A 17914-nucleotide genomic window follows, 5' to 3' on the forward strand; every position below is an offset into this window, starting at 1 on the left:
CCAGACCACTGGGTTGATAGGCCGGATGTGGAAGCGAGGACTAACGACTCGTGAAGCTGACCGGTACTAATAGGCCGATAACTTACACCACACACCACCCCGCAAACCCATTCAAAAGGGGTTTGCACCCAGGGGTGGTACAAAGAAACAAGACTGCTTGCGTCCACTATGTGGTTCCCAACCAACAAACCCGTTGCTTGAGAACCGACAACTACATAACAACACCACACCTGCGGACCCAGTCCGCAGCGAACATGTTGTAACCACCGGATTTCCCACCCCCACGCCCCCTTAGGCGCCGGCGGGTGCGGACACAGGGTTACGGCGGTCATAGCGTGGGGGAAACGCCCGGTCCCATCCCGAACCCGGAAGCTAAGACCCACAGCGCCGATGGTACTGCACCCGGGAGGGTGTGGGAGAGTAGGTCACCGCCGGAACACCATTCACGGTCGAGGACCCCCAACCAAGGTTGGGGGTCCTCCCGCATTTAACCCCCACAACACAAAACCCAGCCAGGCCCCTGGAACGCCGGCGGCGCTGGCTACACCATCGGCCAGGCGCCACACCTCCCGCACGCACCTTTCGGAGGCGGGCTCTCCACCGCGGAAGCCGGCACGGCAACCCAAGCGGGCGCCGCCGTCGGACACCCCATACCCGAGGGAGCGTCGCCGCGGGAACTTCTCAACTGCGGGTCATCGGAAGAACACTATTCAGGTCGAGGACCCCCAACCACGTTGGGGTCCTCCGCAGCAGACCCCCAAACAGGGTCTCGGCCACCGGCGCCGCTGGGCCGACCGCCGGCCGCTAAGAGAAGTGGTGCAGGAGGTTGTGAGACATCCCACCGCGGGCCCTATTGATGTGATGCCGTTAGCCGGTGGCGGGTTGCTCGCCTAGAATTGGGGGAGATGTACGGACTTCGAAGCGCTTGATTTCGGGTTGCGTAGGAAACGAAACACGGAACAGAGCGGCTGCGATTGCGCCAGTGGTCAGCTCGCAACAGGAGGATTCAGCATGGCTGAGCACAATGATGGCAACCGCGGTGGCAAGGCCCGCGACAACTCTGGCGGACGCAGTTCCGGTGGAGCCCCTTTCCGCGGCACGAGCAACTCGGGCGGCGATCCTCGCGGGTTCCGTTCCAGGGAAGACCGTGACCGTAAGCCGTATGGTGATCGTGCTCCGCGTGAAGGCGGGGATCAGCGTGGATTCGGCGGTGGCGAGCGTAAGCCGTACAGCGGCGGTGGCGCCGGCGGCGAGCGTAAGCCTTATGGTGATCGCGCTCCGCGTGAAGGTGGCGGCCAGCGCAGCTTCGGTGGCGATAGCCGCCCCTCCTATGGCGACCGTAAGCCGTACAGCGGTGGCGGCGAGCGTAAGCCGTACAGCGGCGGTGGCGCCGGCGGCGAGCGTAAGCCGTATGGTGATCGTGCCCCCCGTGAAGGTGGCGGCCAGCGTAGCTTCGGTGGCGATAGCCGCCCCTCCTATGGTGACCGTAAGCCGTACAGCGGTGGCGGCGAGCGTAAGCCGTATGGTGACCGTGCTCCGCGTGAAGGTGGCGGCCAGCGCAGCTTCGGTGGCGATAGCCGCCCCTCCTATGGCGATCGCAAGCCGTACAGCGGCGGTGGCGATCGTGACCGTAAGCCGTATGGTGACCGTGCCCCGCGTGAAGGTGGCGGCCAGCGCAGCTTCGGTGGCGACCGTGACCGCAAGCCGTACAGCGGCGGCGACAGCCGCCCGTCCTATGGTGACCGTAAGCCGTATGGTGATCGTGCTCCGCGTGAAGGCGGGGGACAGCGCAGCTTCGGCGGTGGCGACCGTGACCGTAAGCCCTATTCCGGCGGCGAGAACCGCAAGCCGTTCGGCAACCGCGAGGACCGTCCGGCACGGAGCTTTGACCGTGGCGACTCAGGCCCGCGCCAGTACGGGCGGGACCGCCCGGAGGACCGTCCGGTGCGTGTGCCCAATGCCCGCGATCTCCGGAGCGCCAACCGTCCGGACCGGGAGCGCTCACCCCAGATCGACGAGGACGTCACGGGCAAGGAACTTGACCGCGCCACCCAGCACCAGATCAAGACCCTCGAAGGCACCAGCGCCGAATGGGTGGCCCGCCACCTCGTCATGGCGGGACGGCTTCTGGACGAAGAACCTGAGCTTGCCTTCCAGCACGCCCTGGCAGCCAGCCGCCGCGGCGGACGCCTTGCATCCGTCCGCGAAGCTGTCGGCCTGACGGCCTATGCGGCCGGCCACTATGGTGAAGCCCTCCGGGAATTCCGCACCTACCGCCGGATCAGCGGCTCCAACATGCACCTGCCGGTCATGGCCGACTGCGAGCGGGGCCTGGGCCGCCCGGACCGTGCCCTGGACATGGCCCGGTCCGACGAAGCCAAGGATCTCGACGCCCCCGGCAAGGTGGAGCTGGCTATCGTGGCCGCCGGTGCCCGCACCGACCTCGGGCAGCTCGACGCCGCGGTTTCCGAGTTGGAAATCCCGCAGCTGGACATCAACCGCGCCTTTTCCTACAGCCCGCGGTTGTTCCGCGCCTACGCCGACGCGCTGACGGCAGCCGGCCGCGCCGCCGAAGCCGACAAGTGGCAACGGCAGGCCATCGTGGCCGAAAACGCGCTGGGTCTCGGGGAGGATGAGGAACCCGACATCATTGACCTCGGCTGGGATGAGGAGGAAGAGGCCCGCGAGGAGGAGCGGCAGCGGCGCCTCCGTGCGCAGGAGAACGCCGACATGCACGCCGGAACCGAAGAGCGCGCCCCGCGTGCCGCCAGTGCTGCCGCCGCGGCAGAAGCCGCCGGCACCGCAGACGCAGCGACCGGCCTGAACCCGACCGACGACAACGCGATCGACGAGAATGCCATCGATGACAGCGCCGACGACGCCGAAGCTGACTACTTCGAGTCCGACGACGCCGAGTCGGACCAGGATTCGGTGGAGGCCGACGTGCTCGATGACGCCGATGGTGAAGCGGACGCTGAAGCTGACGCTGAAGCCGATGGAGAAGCCGACGTTGCAGCGGAGCAGGAACTCATTGACGACTCAGAGCCTGCCCAGCGTGAACGTGTGGAGGACTAGCCGCATGACGGATACCGCCCTGATCTCCCCCTTTGATGCCCTGCTCTCCGACCTCGACGGCGTTGTCTACGCCGGCCCCCATGCCATCCCCGGGGCCGTCGAGTCGTTGCGCCGGCTGGCCGGCGTCGGCGTCGGGCTGGGCTACGTCACCAACAACGCATCCCGTTCCCCGGCGCAGGTAGCGCAGCACCTGCGCGATCTCGGCGCCCCCGCCGAGGACCACCAGGTGGTGAGTTCCTCGCAGGCGGCGGCAGCGCTGCTCGCCTCGCTGCTGCCGGCCGGGGCACACGTGCTAATCACGGGCAGTGCCGCGCTGGCCCAGGAAATTGAGCTGGTTGGCCTGGTTCCCGTCCGCGGCGCGCAGGATGACCCCGTCGCCGTCGTGCAGGGCTTTAGCCCGGACATTGGGTGGAAGGACCTCGCCGAGGCGTCGTACGTCGTCGCCGGCGGTGCCCTCTGGGTGGCGACCAACACGGACTGGTCCATTCCCCAGGCGCGCGGCATTGCCCCCGGTAACGGGACGCTGGTGGCGGCCGTGGCGGCAGCGACCGGCAAGAGCCCAATCGTGGCGGGCAAACCAGAGGCGCCGCTGTTCCACACCGCCGCCAAGCGGCTGGCCGCGGACCGGCCGCTGGTGGTCGGTGACCGGCTGGACACCGATATCCTGGGCGGCAACAACGCCGGCTTCGCCACGGTGGCGGTGCTGACCGGAGTGGACACCAGGGAATCGATCCTCGCCGCAAAGTCGATGGAACGCCCCGATTTCCTCATCAATGACCTGACCGGCCTGTACGCGCCGTACCCTGACGTGGAGCACGACGCCGGGCGGTTCAGCAGTGGCGCGGCCTCGGCGATCGTACGGGGGCAGTCCGTCCACATCAGCGGAGACCCCGCCGACCTCGATTCATGGCGTGCCGCCTGTTCGGCCTGGTGGGCCGCGAACCCCGAGACGACCAGCGCCCTGGCTCCGGTCCTCGAGTGGCTCGATCACTAGGCTGGAGACATGACCGAGCTTAACCAGCTGCCAGACTCTGCGCTGAACCAGGCCCCAAGCCAGCTGCCAGCTGAGGCGGAGGCGCCGAGCCTCGCGGCCGACATCGCCTGGCCTGACCTGCCGTCGCAGCAGCGCTCGGCGGAACCCTCCGGGCGCGCGGCACACGGCCAGCAGGCACTCGTCCAGGACCCCGCCGTCAGCGCTGTGCTGGACCGCCTCGCGGCCCTGCGGCAAACGCCCGTGTCCGAGCACGGGGAAGTCTATGCAGGCATGCACGACGCCCTGCTGGAGGCCCTGAACGAGGACGTGGCCGGCCCCGCCGGCGTGGCGCGCCGGATCCATGCTGCGGGGGACGGGGGATCGTGAGCCGGCTTGACCAGGCGCTCGTCAGCCGCGGGCTCGCGAGGTCCCGGACGCATGCCGCCCGGCTGATTTCCGAAGGCAAGGTCAGCTCCGGCGACGAGGTCCTCGCCAAGGCATCCCTGCAAATCCCGGATGACGCCCCGCTGGACGTCACGGCCTCTGCCGAGGACGGCTACGTCAGCCGTGCCGGGCACAAGCTGGCCGGCGCGCTGGATGCCTTTCCCGCCGTCGACGTCGCGGGCAAGCGGTGTCTCGACGCCGGTGCCTCGACCGGAGGGTTCACGGACGTGCTGCTGCGGCGCGGAGCCGCCCACGTGGTGGCTGTGGACGTTGGGCACGGCCAACTGGTGCCGGAAATCCGGAACGACGCCCGCGTTGCCGTGCACGAAGGCCTCAACGTCCGGTACATGACGCCCGGGGAAATCGGCGGGATGGCTGCGTTGACGGTGGCGGACCTGTCCTTCATCTCGCTGACCCTTGTGGTGGCGCCACTCAGGGCCTGTACCGAGCCCGGCGGCGACCTCGTCCTCATGGTCAAACCACAATTCGAGATCGGCAAGGACCGGCTGGGCCGCACCGGCGTGGTCACCTCGGAACGGGAACGCCGGCTGGCCGTGGGCAAAGTGGCAGCTGCCGCCGCGGACGCGGGGCTCGAACTGAAGGGGCTCGCCCAGAGTCCGCTGCCGGGCCAGGACGGCAATGTCGAATACTTCCTGTGGATAAAACGCGCGATGTCGGAAGTCCCGCCTAAGATCGAGGAGCGGGACGCAGCCGTTGCTGCGTTGCTCGGAACAATCTGGCCGAACCACTAGTACCACCAGAAGGCGGAACCCGATGAGCAGGCGTGTCCTCATCCTTGCCCACACAGGGCGCGAGGAATCCCTCAAGGCTGCCTGGGAAGCGTGTGCCCTGCTGCATGAATTCGGGCTGGTCCCTGTGCTGCAGGAGAACGAGCTCGGCGACATGGTCCGCTTCTTCGGCCGGCTCGACCACCCCGTCGAGGTCCTCCACGACCACGTGAAGCTGCCAGAGGTAGAACTCGTCATGGTGCTGGGCGGAGACGGCACCATCCTCCGCGCTGCCGAGCTGGTCCGCGAAGTCGACGTGCCGCTGCTCGGGGTCAATCTCGGCCACGTGGGGTTCCTGGCCGAGAGCGAGCGGGCCGACCTCGCCCAGACCGTCGAGTGGATCGCCAGCCGTGACTACACGGTGGAAGAGCGCATGACGATCGACGTCCAGGTCTGGGTCCGCGGACAGAAGATCTGGCACACGTGGGCCCTGAACGAGGCCGCGATCGAGAAAGGCAACCGGGAACGGATGCTGGAGGTGGTCACGGAAGTCGACGAACGCCCCCTGACCTCATTCGGTTGCGACGGCGTGGTCCTGGCCACGCCCACCGGCTCCACGGCCTACGCGTTTTCCGCCGGCGGTCCTGTGGTCTGGCCCGAGGTCGAGGCCCTCCTGATCGTGCCGATCAGTGCCCATGCCCTCTTCGCAAAGCCGCTCGTGGTCTCGCCCCGGTCCAGGCTCGCGGTCGAGATCCTGAACCGGACCGACGCCCAGGGCGTCCTCTGGTGCGACGGCCGCCGCTCGGTGGATCTGCCGCCCGGCGCGCGCGTCGAAGTGACCCGCTCCGCGACGCCCGTGCGGCTGGCCAGGCTGCGCCAGACCCCCTTCTCCGGCAGGCTGGTGCGCAAGTTCGAACTCCCAATCCAGGGCTGGCGCGGCCCCATGCCGCAGGCCGGGGCAATCCACACCGGACCCATCCCGATCATCCGCACGCCCCGTCCCATGCCGCCGCTGCCCTCGCCGCACCACTCGGAACCCGGTGACGCCCCAGATCCCTCGACTGCGAAGTGAACCATGCTTGAAGAACTGCGTATCCGCGACCTCGGCGTCATCACCGACGCCACCCTGCCGCTGGGCCCGGGCCTCAGCGTGGTGACCGGTGAAACCGGTGCCGGCAAGACCATGGTGGTCACCGCCGTCGGACTGCTCCTCGGTGCCAGGTCCGACGCCGGCGCCGTCCGCAGCGGTGCGAAGAGCGCCTCCGCGGAGGCCGTGCTGAAGCTCGACGCCGGGCACGCCGCCGTCGCGCGGTCCCGCGAGGCCGGGGCGGAGGTTGAGGAGTTCGACGGCGGCGTGGAACTGCTGCTTGCCCGCAGCGTCGGTGCCGACGGCCGCAGCCGTGCGTACCTGGGCGGACGCGCCGCGCCGGTCGGCGTGCTGGCCGAAATCGGCGAAACCCTCGTGGTGGTGCACGGGCAATCGGACCAGATCCGGCTCAAGAGCCCGGTGGCGCAGCGCGGCGCCCTGGACAAATTCGCCGGCGAGAGCTTTGCGGGCACGCTTGCCGCCTATCAGGACCTCTATGCCCACTGGCATGCCAGCCAGGGTGAGCTGGACGCTTTGCGCAGTGCCGCCCGCGAACGCCTCCGCGAGGCCGAGTCGCTGCAGGCTGCCCTGACCGAGATCGACGCCGTGGACCCGCAGCCGGGGGAGGACGACGCCCTCAAGGCCGAGGCCGTGAAGCTGGCCAACGTCGAGGAACTGCGGATCGCCGCCAGCACAGCCCACCAGGCGCTCATCGCCGAGGACTTCGGCGAAGATGCCGACGCCACCACCCTGGTGGATGCCGCCAAGCGCACCTTGGAGCACGTGGCCGAACACGACGAGGAGCTGGGCTCAGCCGCGGCGCGCCTGGCCGAGGTCGGCTTCCTGCTCAACGACATCGCCGCGGAGCTCGCCAGCTACCAGGCCGCCCTGGACACGGAGGGCCCGGAGCGGCTCGCCGAGATCGAGGACCGCCGGGCGGCGCTGGCCAAGCTGGTCCGCAAGTACGCGCCGAGCATCGACGAGGTGCTGGTCTGGGCCGAGGCCGCCCGGGCCCGGCACGAGGAACTGCAGGACGACTCCACCCGGATCGAATCGCTGGACGCCGAGGTGGCCCGGGCCGAAGCCGAGCTCCGGAAGAAGGCCGCCACGATCAGCAAGGCGCGCACGAAGGCCGCCAAGGACCTCTCCGCGCGGGTCAGCGCCGAGCTGACCGCGCTGGCCATGGCCGATGCCACCCTGGTCATCAACGTGGAGCCCGCAGCCCAGCTGGGGCCGTTCGGGGCCGATGAGATCTCGTTCCTGCTGCAGCCGCACTCCGGCGCGCCGGCCCGGCCGCTGGGCAAGGGCGCCTCGGGCGGTGAACTCTCCCGGGTGATGCTCGCCATCGAGGTGGTGCTGGCCGCCGTCGATCCCGTCCCGACGTTCGTTTTCGACGAGGTCGACGCCGGCGTGGGCGGCCGTGCCGCCGTCGAGATCGGGCGCCGGCTGGCGATGCTGGCCCAGCACGTTCAGGTCCTCGTGGTGACCCACCTGCCGCAGGTGGCCGCGTTCGCGAACCAGCACATCAGGGTCACCAAGACCTCCGTGCGGGGCGCCGACGGCGCTACCGCCACGGGCTTCACTTCCAGCGACGTGCAGCTGCTGGACGAGTCAGAGCGCGTCCGCGAGCTGGCCCGCATGCTGGCGGGCCAGGAGGACTCCGAATCAGCCCAGGCGCACGCACAGGAGCTGCTGGACGACGCCAAACTGCTGCCGCAAATCTGAGCGGCCCGGCGGGAACGTCCGCAAGGATTCCCGCAGGACCGCTGCTAGGACAACAATCACATCGGGATCCCGCCAAAGAGCCCGTGGAAGGCCGAATTGATGATAAGCTCAAACCCCGTGGTGCAGCGATCAAACTCTCGTGTAAATTCCCGGTTTCCGGGCTCGTCCAAGACGACCAAACACATCTTCGTCACCGGTGGTGTAGCGTCCTCGCTCGGTAAGGGACTGACGGCTTCGAGCCTCGGCCACCTCCTGCGGGCACGCGGTCTGTCTGTAACAATGCAAAAGCTCGATCCTTATCTGAACGTGGATCCGGGCACGATGAACCCCTTCCAGCACGGCGAAGTCTTCGTCACTGACGACGGCGCCGAAACGGACCTGGACATCGGCCACTATGAGCGCTTCCTCGATGAAAACCTCGAAGGATCGGCCAACGTCACAACCGGCCAGGTCTACTCGACCGTCATCGCCAAGGAACGCCGCGGCGAATACCTCGGCGACACCGTCCAGGTCATCCCGCACATCACCGATGAGATCAAGCGGCGCATGCGGCTTCCCGCCGAGGGCAAGAACGCCCCGGACGTCATCATCACCGAAATCGGCGGCACGGTGGGCGACATCGAGTCCCAGCCGTTCCTGGAATCCGCCCGCCAGGTCCGCCAGGACATTGGCCGCGGAAATGTGTTCTTCCTCCACGTATCCCTGGTGCCGTACATCGGCCCTTCGCAGGAGCTGAAGACCAAGCCGACGCAGCACTCCGTTGCCGCGCTGCGCTCCATCGGCATCCAGCCGGAGGCAATCGTGATCCGGTCGGACCGCGAAGTCCCGCAGCCGATGCGCGACAAGATCGGCCGCATGTGCGACGTCGACATCGACGCCGTGATCGGCTGCCCGGACGCACCGAGCATCTACGACATCCCAAAGACCCTGCACTCCCAGGGCCTGGACTCGTACATCGTCCGCGCCCTGGACCTGCCGTTCAAGGATGTGGACTGGACCAGCTGGGACAAGCTGCTCGACGCCGTCCACAACCCGAAGCATGAAGTTGAGATCGCGCTCGTGGGCAAGTACATCGACCTGCCGGACGCCTACCTGTCCGTCACGGAAGCCCTTCGTGCCGGCGGCTTCGCCAATGACACCAAGGTCAAGATCCGCTGGGTCCCCTCGGACGAATGCGAAACCCGCGAGGGCGCCGTGCAGTCCCTGGCCGGGGTCGACGCCATTTGCGTTCCGGGCGGCTTCGGCATCCGCGGCCTCGAAGGCAAGCTCGGCGCCCTGAAGTACGCCCGCGAAACCAAGCTCCCGGTCCTGGGCCTGTGCCTGGGCCTGCAGTGCATGGTGATCGAGTACGCCCGCAACGTGGTCGGCCTCGAGGGAGCGTCCTCGTCCGAGTTCGAGCCGGACTCCAAGTACCCCGTCATCGCCACGATGGAGGAGCAGTTGGACATCGTCGACGGCAAGGGCGACCTCGGCGGCACCATGCGCCTGGGCCTGTACGAAGCCAAGCTTGACGAAGGCTCCGTCGTCGCCGAAACCTACGGCACCACAAAGGTCAGCGAACGGCACCGCCACCGCTACGAAGTCAACAACAAGTACCGCGAACAGATTGCCGCCAAGGGCCTGTCGTTCTCTGGAACGTCGCCCGATGGCAAGCTGGTCGAGTTCGTGGAACTTCCCCGCGAAGTCCACCCGTACTACGTAGCCACGCAGGCGCACCCCGAGCTCAGCTCGCGGCCCACGCGCCCGCACCCGCTGTTCGCGGGCCTGATCGAGGCTGCCCTGGGGCACCAGCGGGCCGGCGACGCCGCGCCCTCTGCAAGTAGCACGGCCAGTGCAAAGGCTGATGCCCCGGCTGCTGCGCCCAAGCCCTCGTCGGCTGCGGTGTCCAAGTAATTTCCAACTGAATCAAAGGACGGCGCGATGCCCGGTATGTCTGAGACCCCCAATGCTGCACGGCAGGTTTCGGACGAGCCGAGCCCGCGCCGTCTTTTGTCTTCCCGGAAGGTTTACGAGGGTAGGATCTGGGACGTCGTTAGCGACAGTTTCCAGCTCAACGACGACGGCGACACCCTGGTCCGGGACTACATTGACCATCCCGGCGCGGTGGCCATTCTCCCCATGAACGACGCCGGCGACGTGCTGCTGCTCCGGCAGTACCGGCATCCCGTCGGCATGGACCTCTGGGAGATCCCCGCCGGGCTGCTGGACGTCGAAGGGGAGGACTTCGTCATCGGCGCCGCCCGCGAACTGGCCGAGGAAGCGGACCTCGTGGCGGACCGCTGGAACGTGCTGGCGGACTTCTTCAACTCCCCGGGATCCTCCAGCGAAGCCATCCGCATCTACCTGGCCCGCGGTCTGAGCGAGGTGCCGGGACACGAGCGGCACGTGCGCACCGACGAAGAAGCAGAAATCGAACTGCACTGGACCCCGCTGGACGAGGCCGTGCAAGCAGTGCTTGACGGCCGCCTGCACAACCCGTCTGCCGTCGTCGGCGTGCTGGCCGCCGCCGCCGCCCGCGCCGACAACTTCGAAAGCCTCCGCCCGGCCGACGCGCCCTGGCCCGCCCATCCCAGCCAGCGCCAATGACCGATGCGCTGACTGCTGAACCTGCGGCCCCTGCTCAACCTCCGGCCCCTGCTCAACCTCCGGCCCCTGCTCAACCTCCGGCCCCTGCTCAACCTCCGGCCCCGGCACCGGCGGCGGCAGCTCCCGAACGCCCGCCCACACGGCCGCTCACAGCCATAGACCGCGCAATAACTGACTACCTGCAGCACATGGGCGTGGAACGCGGGCTTGCGGCTAACACCCTCTCCGCCTACCGGCGGGACCTGGCCCGCTACGCCAGGCACCTCGCCCACACGGGCCGGGAACGTCCCGCCGAGATCACCCGGCACGAAGTCACCGGCTTCGTCCAGGCCCTCTCCGACGGGTCCGACGGCGGCTCCGCCCTGGGCATCCGCTCGGCGGCCCGAACGGTGGTGGCCGTGCGCGGACTCCACAAGTTCTGGGCCCTCGAAGGCGTCACGCCCACCGACCCCGCCAGCGACGTCCACCCGCCCATGCCCGGCAGACGGCTGCCCAAGGCCATCAGCGTGGACGAGGTCACCCGGATCCTCGAGGCGGCCGGCACGGACACAGCAACCGGCCTGCGCGACCGCGCGCTGCTCGAGTTCCTCTATTCCACCGGTGCCCGCATCAGCGAAGCAGTGGGCCTGGATGTCGACGATATCTCCCTGCACGCGCCCGAGCAGGCCGGCGAAGGCGACGGGCCGGCGATCGTCCGGCTGTTCGGCAAGGGCTCCAAGGAACGCCTCGTCCCGCTCGGCTCCTACGGGGCACGTGCCCTCGACGCCTACCTCGTCCGCGGCCGGCCCCTGCTGGCCGCCAAGGGCAAGGGCACCCCTGCCCTGTTCCTCAACGCCCGCGGCGGCAGGATCAGCCGACAAAGCGCCTGGACCATTTTGAAGGCGGCGGCGGACAAGGCCAACATCACCAAAGACGTTTCCCCGCACACCCTGCGGCACTCCTTCGCCACCCACCTGCTTGAGGGCGGTGCCGATGTCCGGGTGGTCCAGGAACTGCTGGGGCACGCCTCGGTAACCACCACGCAGGTCTACACCCAGGTGACGGCCGATACGCTGCGGGAGATCTACGCCGCGGCGCACCCGCGCGCCCTGGGCTAAGCCGTGGTCAGATCAGGACAGGTGAAAGCGGTCGTGAGGGTAGCGTCGAGCACGTCGAGGTCTCCTGGATGGATGGCGTAGGAACCTCATTCATTCGGAGACCTCGACCCGTAACCCCCGCGCCGATCACGATCCTGTAGAAGTGATTCATGGCTGACCCTCCTTCGCGGGCGCGCGTTTTAGAACGTGCTCCCAGACGGTACCGCTCGAGCAGATACTGCGTCGCTCGCGACGCTCTATCTTGACCACATGTCGGGCGCCGGAGCCATAATCGAGCTGGGCACCAGAGCGGTGCCGCAGACAAGAGCCGACGGATGGCGCCGCCGGAGCTGAGGAGTCCTCGAATGACGAAGTACCTGATCTCGTTCCCCGGTGAGGCCATGGTGTTCCCCGAGGAGGACTTCGAGGACGTGGTCGAAGCCTCGCATGCCGTCATCGACCAGGCCAAGGCGGCGGGCGTGTACATCTTCGGCGGCGGGATCGATGAGGACGTAGACCCGGTGCTCGTGGCCGGTGACGGCACCGTCACCGAGGGCACGTACCCAGGCCACAAGGTGCCCAACGGCGGCTACACCGTTCTCGAGCTGCCCTCGCGGGAGGCGGCACTTGAGTGGGCCGCGAAGATCGCCGTCGCCTGCCGCTGCTCGCAAGAGGTCCGGCAGTTCGCGTACGACCCGGCCAGCTGACGAGGGCGACGTCAGCCAGAGTCGGTCGTGCGGCGCGGGCCCATCATGAAACGGGGCCCATAATGAAAGGCGTGCAGCAGCGCGTAGCGCGGCGCGTGACCTCGACCCACGGCACATCGCTGACCCACTCGTCGATCGGAGCCGGTCGGCCTCTGCTGTACGTCAGCGGGTGGCTCAGCCATCTCGAGCTGAGTTGGGAGCTGTCGGAGGAGCGCGCCTCCTACGAGCGTCTGGCCGGGCGATGTCGGCTCGTACGATACGACCGGGCTGGATGCGGGCTGTCACCCCACCCGGCCACCGACGTGCCGACGAGCCGTACACCCTAACTGCGAAGAGCCGAGAAACACTCTCAGCGCGTAAGTGAGGACGGCGCTCTGAAGTCAGGGCCGGCGTCGCGCTGCACCGCCGCCGGTTTCGCCAAAATTGTCAGTGCCTCGTGATTTGCTTGGGGTATGGAAAGCAGCGCGGCGTGGAGTGCGGAAAGCAGGGAGGCCGTGGAGGCTGTCGCCGCGTCCGTTGCTGCGCTTGCTGCTTTCGCGGGCGTTGGCGTGGACCGCTCCGATCCGTCCGGGGCTGATCTGTCCGGGGCCGATCCGTGGCGGGACGCGGATCCGCTGCGGCGCCTGGCGGACGGGTGCCTGGACGGGCTCGCCGAGGTCGCCCGGATCGAAGCCCGGACCGCGGCGCTGAAGGTGAGGCTGGCCGCCGACTACGCGCGGGCTGCCCTGGCCCTGACGCCACCGGCGGCATCGCCGCAGGACCGCACCGCCCAGGCCATGGCGCTGGTCGCCGAGGTCGCCTGTGTCCTGACCGTCAGCGAACGAACCGCCGGCGCCCTCCTGTCCGATTGCCGGGCACTGACCACGGCGCTGCCGCTGACCCTGGCCGCCCTGCAGGCCGGGACGATCTCCTGGCAGCACGCCCGGATCATCGCCGACGAAACCACCGGACTGGACCCGGCCGGAGCGGCCGGCCTGGAAGCCCACTTCCTGGACCCCGACGCGCCCACCCCCGCCCGCGGCTGCCCGGCCGGGGACCTCGTGGCGTCCCGGTTCCGGGCCAAGGCCCGCGCCTGGCGCGAACGCCACCACCCGGTCAGCATCGAACGACGCCACAGCACAAGCGCCGAGGACCGGCGGGTCGACTACCTCCCGGACCGGGACGGCATGGCCTGGCTCTCCGCCTACCTCCCGGCCGACAGCGCCGCAGGGATCTGGGAGCGGACCACCGCCGCCGCCCGCTCCCTCCAGGGCCCGGACGAGGCCCGGACCCTCAGCCAGCTCCGCGCCGACATCACCGCCACCTGGCTGCTCACCAGCCACAGCACCGGCACCGGGGCCACCGACCGAGCGGACGGCGGCACCGGCATCGGCGGAATGGCCAGTTGCGGAACGGCCCGCGGAACGGCCCGCGGAGCGGCCGGCGGCGGAATGGCCGACGGCCGCACCGGTCCGGGCGGGCATGTGGCCGGGGGTGTTCCGTCCCCGCGGGCGCAGGTCCTGATCACCGTCCCGGTCCTGTCCCTGCTGGGCGCCACCGACGAACCCGCCACCCTGGACGGCTACGGGCCGATCCCGCCGTCCATGGCCCGCCGCCTGATCACCGACGGCGCCGGATCCTTCTACCGGGTCCTGACCGACCCCCGGGACGGCGCCCCGCTGGAAATCGGCCGGACCAGCTACCGTCTCACGACGGCCCAGCGGCACTGGCTCCGGCTCCGCGACGGCAGGTGCCCCTTCCCCGGCTGCGGCAACCACTCTTTGGACAACGAGGCAGACCACCTCCTGGCCTGGGCCGACGGCGGCACCACCGGCATCTCCAACCTGGGCCAGCCCTGCCCCCGACACCACCGCCTCAAACACGGCTCCGCCTGGACACCCGCCGGGGCCAGCAAGGACAGCCCGCCGGGCTGGACCTCACCGTCCGGACGGCACTACCCCAGCGAACACCAGGACTGGGAACCACCAGACTGGCCGGACCACCTCGTGCCCACAGACACAGACACAGACACAGACACAGACACAGGCCCGGACCACGGCCTGCCCGCGGACCACGGCCTGCCCGCGGACCCGGGACACCACCCGGACCCGGGACACCACCCGGACCCGGCGCCGCCGCGGTACGCCGGCCAGGAACCCGGCCGGGATCCCGAGCCGGAACTGCCCCCGGACCCCTTCCCGGACTGGTACCAATTCACCGCCGCGCATCCAATGCCCGCCGCAGACACGGACGACCCGTACTGGCCGGCGTCCCTCGACGGCCCCTACCCGGAAAGCTTCCAGTTCCGATGAGTCTGATCGACTAGTAGCGGGCCGTTTCAGCGCGGGAGGCCGAAGCTGGGACCGAGAATGCGAAGCCGATGATCGACCCCGCTGTTCTCCGCGGTTTTGATGCCGGTGTTGATGCTCCATGCCCTACGTGGATTCCCGAGGAGGGGGCGCCACATTCGGTGAAGGCCGTGGATGTGCTCTTCGATAATGAAATCCTCGGGGAGCGGATGGGCGTCCGCCTCCGCCAAATGGCCAAATGGCCGTGTGGCTACGTGCAGTTCGACGAGAGTAGCGGTGCGTCCGGGAGCGCGGTTCGCGGAGCGTAGTGGACCTCACGACATCCTCCAGAAATCTCGTTCCTGCGAACTTTTTGCTGGCCCTTGTGGACGATGGCCTGGCAGCCGGACAGCATCGGTAGCCTGCGGCCGCTATAGGGTTGAGCACATGAAGTTCACGCCAGTCACTCTCTGCTTCCCGCTCCGTGAGGCAGCGACCGGCACCGAGGTGCTGCTGGGCCTGAAAAGAACCGGTTTCGGCATCGGCAAGATCGTGGGCGTCGGCGGCCACGTGGAGCCGGGGGAGAGCGATGCCGAGGCCGTGGTCCGCGAGGTCTGGGAAGAGACCGGCATCGTGGTGCTCCAAGAGGACTTGGCCCACGCCGGCGTCGTCGAGTTCATCTTTCCCGCCCGGCCCGAGTTGAACATGTCGTGCCGGCTCTTCACCACCCGGCGGTGGGAAGGCGAACCCGCCGAGAGCCCGGAAATCACGCCCGAGTGGTTCGACACCGCGTCGTTGCCGCTGGAACGGATGTGGCAGGATGCGGGGCACTGGCTGCCCCCGGCCTTGGCAGGCGAAACGATCGACGTCGTCGTGGTCCTCAACGAGGACAACGAGACCGTTGCGTCGGTCCGGTATCCCTCCACGCGGAGGTGAGCAGGCTTCCCCGCCGCAGAATTCCGCGACTCGAACCCTCATGCCGGGAATGCCGCGGCCTGGCCGGTAGCCTAGGGTTCGAACATTGCGCCGCGGCGATTCACGCACTTCCATCGCACACCAGCGAGCGGCACACGAGCCATTTTGGGGGCAAGGCATGGACTCAAACAATCACGACCTTCCGGGCGGGGATCCTTGGGATGACGAGCCGTCCAATGACACCGGGGCACGCCGGCGCTGGCCGTGGGCGGCCGCCGTCGTTGCCCTCGCGGTGGCGGCCGTCGCCGGCGGCGTTGCCGTGGCCGGAAACATGGGGTCTGTTGACCGGGCTCCCGCGGCAGCCTCGACGGCCGCAGTGATGGCGCCGACAGCGTCCGCTGCCCTCACGGCGACGCCGTCGCCGATCGTTTCGACGTCGGCGCCCGTGTCGCCCTCGCCGCCGGCATCGGCCGCTCCGGCAACCCCGGCACCGTCCGCCGGGACCTGGCTGACCTTCACCAGCGCCGATTCGAAGGTCAGTTTCGACTACCCGGCCTCGTGGCGTGTCTCCGATGTCTCCGGGGGTTCCGGTGGGGTTGATGTTGACGTTGCGAACGAGGCCGCTGTGGTGGTGGCGTCCCTGCACTTCGGCCCGTCCGGTGGGATCGGCGGCGCGTGCCAGGGCGCCGTTCCCTACACGGTGCTTGATTCGGCCGAAGTGGATCTTCCGCACCAGCCCGCCAAGGGCTCTGTCACGCCGAGGTTTGCCTTCCGGGCACTCCAGGAACCGGACCGCGTCACGGCGTCCTTCGGCCTAACCGATACTCCGGCCGGGCAGAACGGCACCACCTGCATGTTCTACAACGTAGTCACCGGCCCGCCCGAGTCGCCGCTGTTCTCCTTCGCCGACGCTTTCCAGGTCCGGGCGGGGGGCTCGGAGGACGATCCCATGCACAAGGGAGCCAAGACGTTCCCCTCGTTGGACGCAGCCCGGGCCTATATGCAGACCCCGGAGTACCTGAATGCGAAGCGCATGATTACCTCGTTGAAGATCACCGAGGGCTAGCAGGCTACGCCCAGGCAGCAAGAAGCGCGGGCCGGCCACCTTCCAAAGGTGGCCGGCCCGCGCTTTCTGCCCGCCGACGTGCGTTACGCAGGAGGACCTACTACGCCAGGTGCCGTTCGTCGACGCCGTTGTACTCGCTCAACGGACGGATCAGGGAGTTCGAATCTAGCTGCTCCATGATGTGCGCCGTCCAGCCGGTGATGCGGCTGGCGACGAACAGGGGAGTGAAGGTGGCGGTGTCGAAGCCCATGAGGTGGTAGGTGGGTCCGGTCGGATAATCGAGGTTCGGTTTGATCCCCTTCGCCTCGTCCATCGCCGTCTCGAGCCCGTTGTAAAGGCCCAGCAGCTCGGGCCGGCCGTAATGCGCGATCATCTTGTCCAACGCCGACTTCATGGTGGGGACGCGGGAGTCGCCGTGCTTGTAGACGCGGTGGCCGAAGCCCATGACCTTCTTCTTGTTGGCCAGGGCGTTTTCCATCCAGGCCTTGGCCCGGACGTGAGCGTCCTCCAGGGACTCCTCGGGCCTGATGCCGATCTCGTCAAAGGTGTGCATGACGGCCTCGTTGGCACCGCCGTGCAGCGCGCCTTTGAGGGCGCCGATGGCGCCGGTCACGGCCGAGTGCAGGTCCGAGAGCGTGGAGGTGATCACCCGGGCCGTGAAGGTGGAGGCATTGAAGGAGTGCTCGGCGTACAAAATCATGGAGACGTTGAACGCGTCTACCACCTCGGGGACGGCCTCCTCGCCGAAGGTCATCCAGAGGAAGTTGGCGTCGTAACCCAGATCCTCGCGGGGCTCCACCACATCCTGGCCGTGGCGGCGGCGCTGGTCGTAGGCCACGACGGCCGGCATCGCGGCGAACAGGTCAACGGCCTTGGCCAGGTTGGCTTCGCGCGAGGAATCCTCCGCCAAGGGGTGGCGGGCCCCCATGACCGAGGTGGCAGTCCGGCAGACATCCATGGGGTGCGCGGTGGTGGGCAGCGCGTCGATCACCTGTTTGACAACCGGATCCAGGGCGCGCCCGGCGCGTTCCCGGGCGGTGAACTCCGCCAGCTGCTCCGCGGTGGGCAGCTCGCCGTTCCAGAGTAGGTAAGCGACTTCCTCGAAGCTGCACCTGGCAGCCAGTTCCTGCACGGGGTAGCCGCGGTACAGCAGAGAGTTGGTGTCCGAGTTGACCTTGGAAACCGCGGTGTAGTCCACCACGACGCCGGCGAGGCCCTTTTTGATGTCCTGTTCAGCCATGCTGAAACTCCTTTGTTCCTAACGC

General features: G+C 68.3%; 14 protein-coding genes and 1 rRNA gene. 14 read left to right on the plus strand and 1 reads right to left on the minus strand.

Going from position 1 to position 17914, the window contains the following annotated elements; genetic code table 11:
* The first annotated feature begins 320 nt into the window (after window positions 1–320).
* From rrf to M2428_RS15415, 14 genes are all read left to right on the plus strand, one after another.
* Window positions 321–437 (plus strand): 5S ribosomal RNA (gene rrf, locus M2428_RS15350).
* 574 nt (window positions 438–1011) lie between these two features.
* A complete protein-coding gene (locus M2428_RS15355) occupies window positions 1012–3075 on the plus strand; it encodes a hypothetical protein (RefSeq protein WP_277526826.1) in 2064 nt (687 codons plus the stop codon).
* A gap of 4 nt (window positions 3076–3079) precedes the next feature.
* Window positions 3080–4069 carry an HAD-IIA family hydrolase gene (locus M2428_RS15360; protein ID WP_277526827.1) on the plus strand — a complete coding sequence of 330 codons (990 nt, stop codon included), beginning with the start codon at window positions 3080–3082 and terminating at the stop codon, window positions 4067–4069.
* A 9-nt stretch (window positions 4070–4078) separates the two neighbouring features.
* Window positions 4079–4435: a hypothetical protein gene (locus M2428_RS15365; protein ID WP_277526828.1), complete on the plus strand. Its 357-nt coding sequence runs from the start codon at window positions 4079–4081 to the stop codon at window positions 4433–4435.
* Entirely contained in the window at window positions 4432–5244 is an 813-nt protein-coding gene (locus M2428_RS15370; RefSeq protein ID WP_277526829.1) for a TlyA family RNA methyltransferase, read from the plus strand. The genes M2428_RS15365 and M2428_RS15370 overlap by 4 nt, the downstream gene beginning before the upstream one ends.
* A 22-nt stretch (window positions 5245–5266) precedes the next feature.
* Entirely contained in the window at window positions 5267–6292 is a 1026-nt protein-coding gene (locus M2428_RS15375; protein ID WP_277526830.1) for an NAD kinase, read from the plus strand.
* 3 nt (window positions 6293–6295) lie between these two features.
* Window positions 6296–8032: a DNA repair protein RecN gene (recN, locus tag M2428_RS15380; protein WP_277526831.1), complete on the plus strand. Its 1737-nt coding sequence runs from the start codon at window positions 6296–6298 to the stop codon at window positions 8030–8032.
* Window positions 8033–8131: 99 nt separating this feature from the next.
* On the plus strand, window positions 8132–9925 hold the full coding sequence (locus M2428_RS15385) for a CTP synthase (protein WP_277526832.1): 1794 nt from the start codon (window positions 8132–8134) through the stop codon (window positions 9923–9925).
* Window positions 9926–9952: 27 nt separating this feature from the next.
* Window positions 9953–10618, plus strand: a complete 666-nt coding sequence (locus M2428_RS15390) for an NUDIX hydrolase (protein ID WP_277526833.1) — start codon at window positions 9953–9955, stop codon at window positions 10616–10618.
* A gap of 155 nt (window positions 10619–10773) precedes the next feature.
* On the plus strand, window positions 10774–11715 hold the full coding sequence (gene xerD, locus M2428_RS15395) for a site-specific tyrosine recombinase XerD (protein ID WP_277526941.1): 942 nt from the start codon (window positions 10774–10776) through the stop codon (window positions 11713–11715).
* Window positions 11716–12059: 344 nt separating this feature from the next.
* Complete coding sequence (locus M2428_RS15400) at window positions 12060–12401, plus strand: YciI family protein (protein ID WP_277526834.1); 342 nt, start codon at window positions 12060–12062, stop codon at window positions 12399–12401.
* Window positions 12402–12853: 452 nt separating this feature from the next.
* Entirely contained in the window at window positions 12854–14692 is a 1839-nt protein-coding gene (locus M2428_RS15405) for an HNH endonuclease signature motif containing protein (protein WP_277526835.1), read from the plus strand.
* 423 nt (window positions 14693–15115) lie between these two features.
* Entirely contained in the window at window positions 15116–15604 is a 489-nt protein-coding gene (locus M2428_RS15410) for an NUDIX domain-containing protein (protein ID WP_277526836.1), read from the plus strand.
* A gap of 157 nt (window positions 15605–15761) precedes the next feature.
* On the plus strand, window positions 15762–16649 hold the full coding sequence (locus M2428_RS15415; protein WP_277526837.1) for a hypothetical protein: 888 nt from the start codon (window positions 15762–15764) through the stop codon (window positions 16647–16649).
* A gap of 100 nt (window positions 16650–16749) precedes the next feature.
* Here the strand turns inward: M2428_RS15415 and M2428_RS15420 are convergent, their stop codons facing one another.
* Entirely contained in the window at window positions 16750–17889 is a 1140-nt protein-coding gene (locus M2428_RS15420; protein WP_277526838.1) for a bifunctional 2-methylcitrate synthase/citrate synthase, read from the minus strand.
* Between the last annotated feature and the right edge of the window lie 25 nt (window positions 17890–17914).

The sequence above is a fragment of the Arthrobacter sp. ES3-54 genome, assembly GCF_029504395.1.
Taxonomy (GTDB): domain Bacteria; phylum Actinomycetota; class Actinomycetes; order Actinomycetales; family Micrococcaceae; genus Arthrobacter.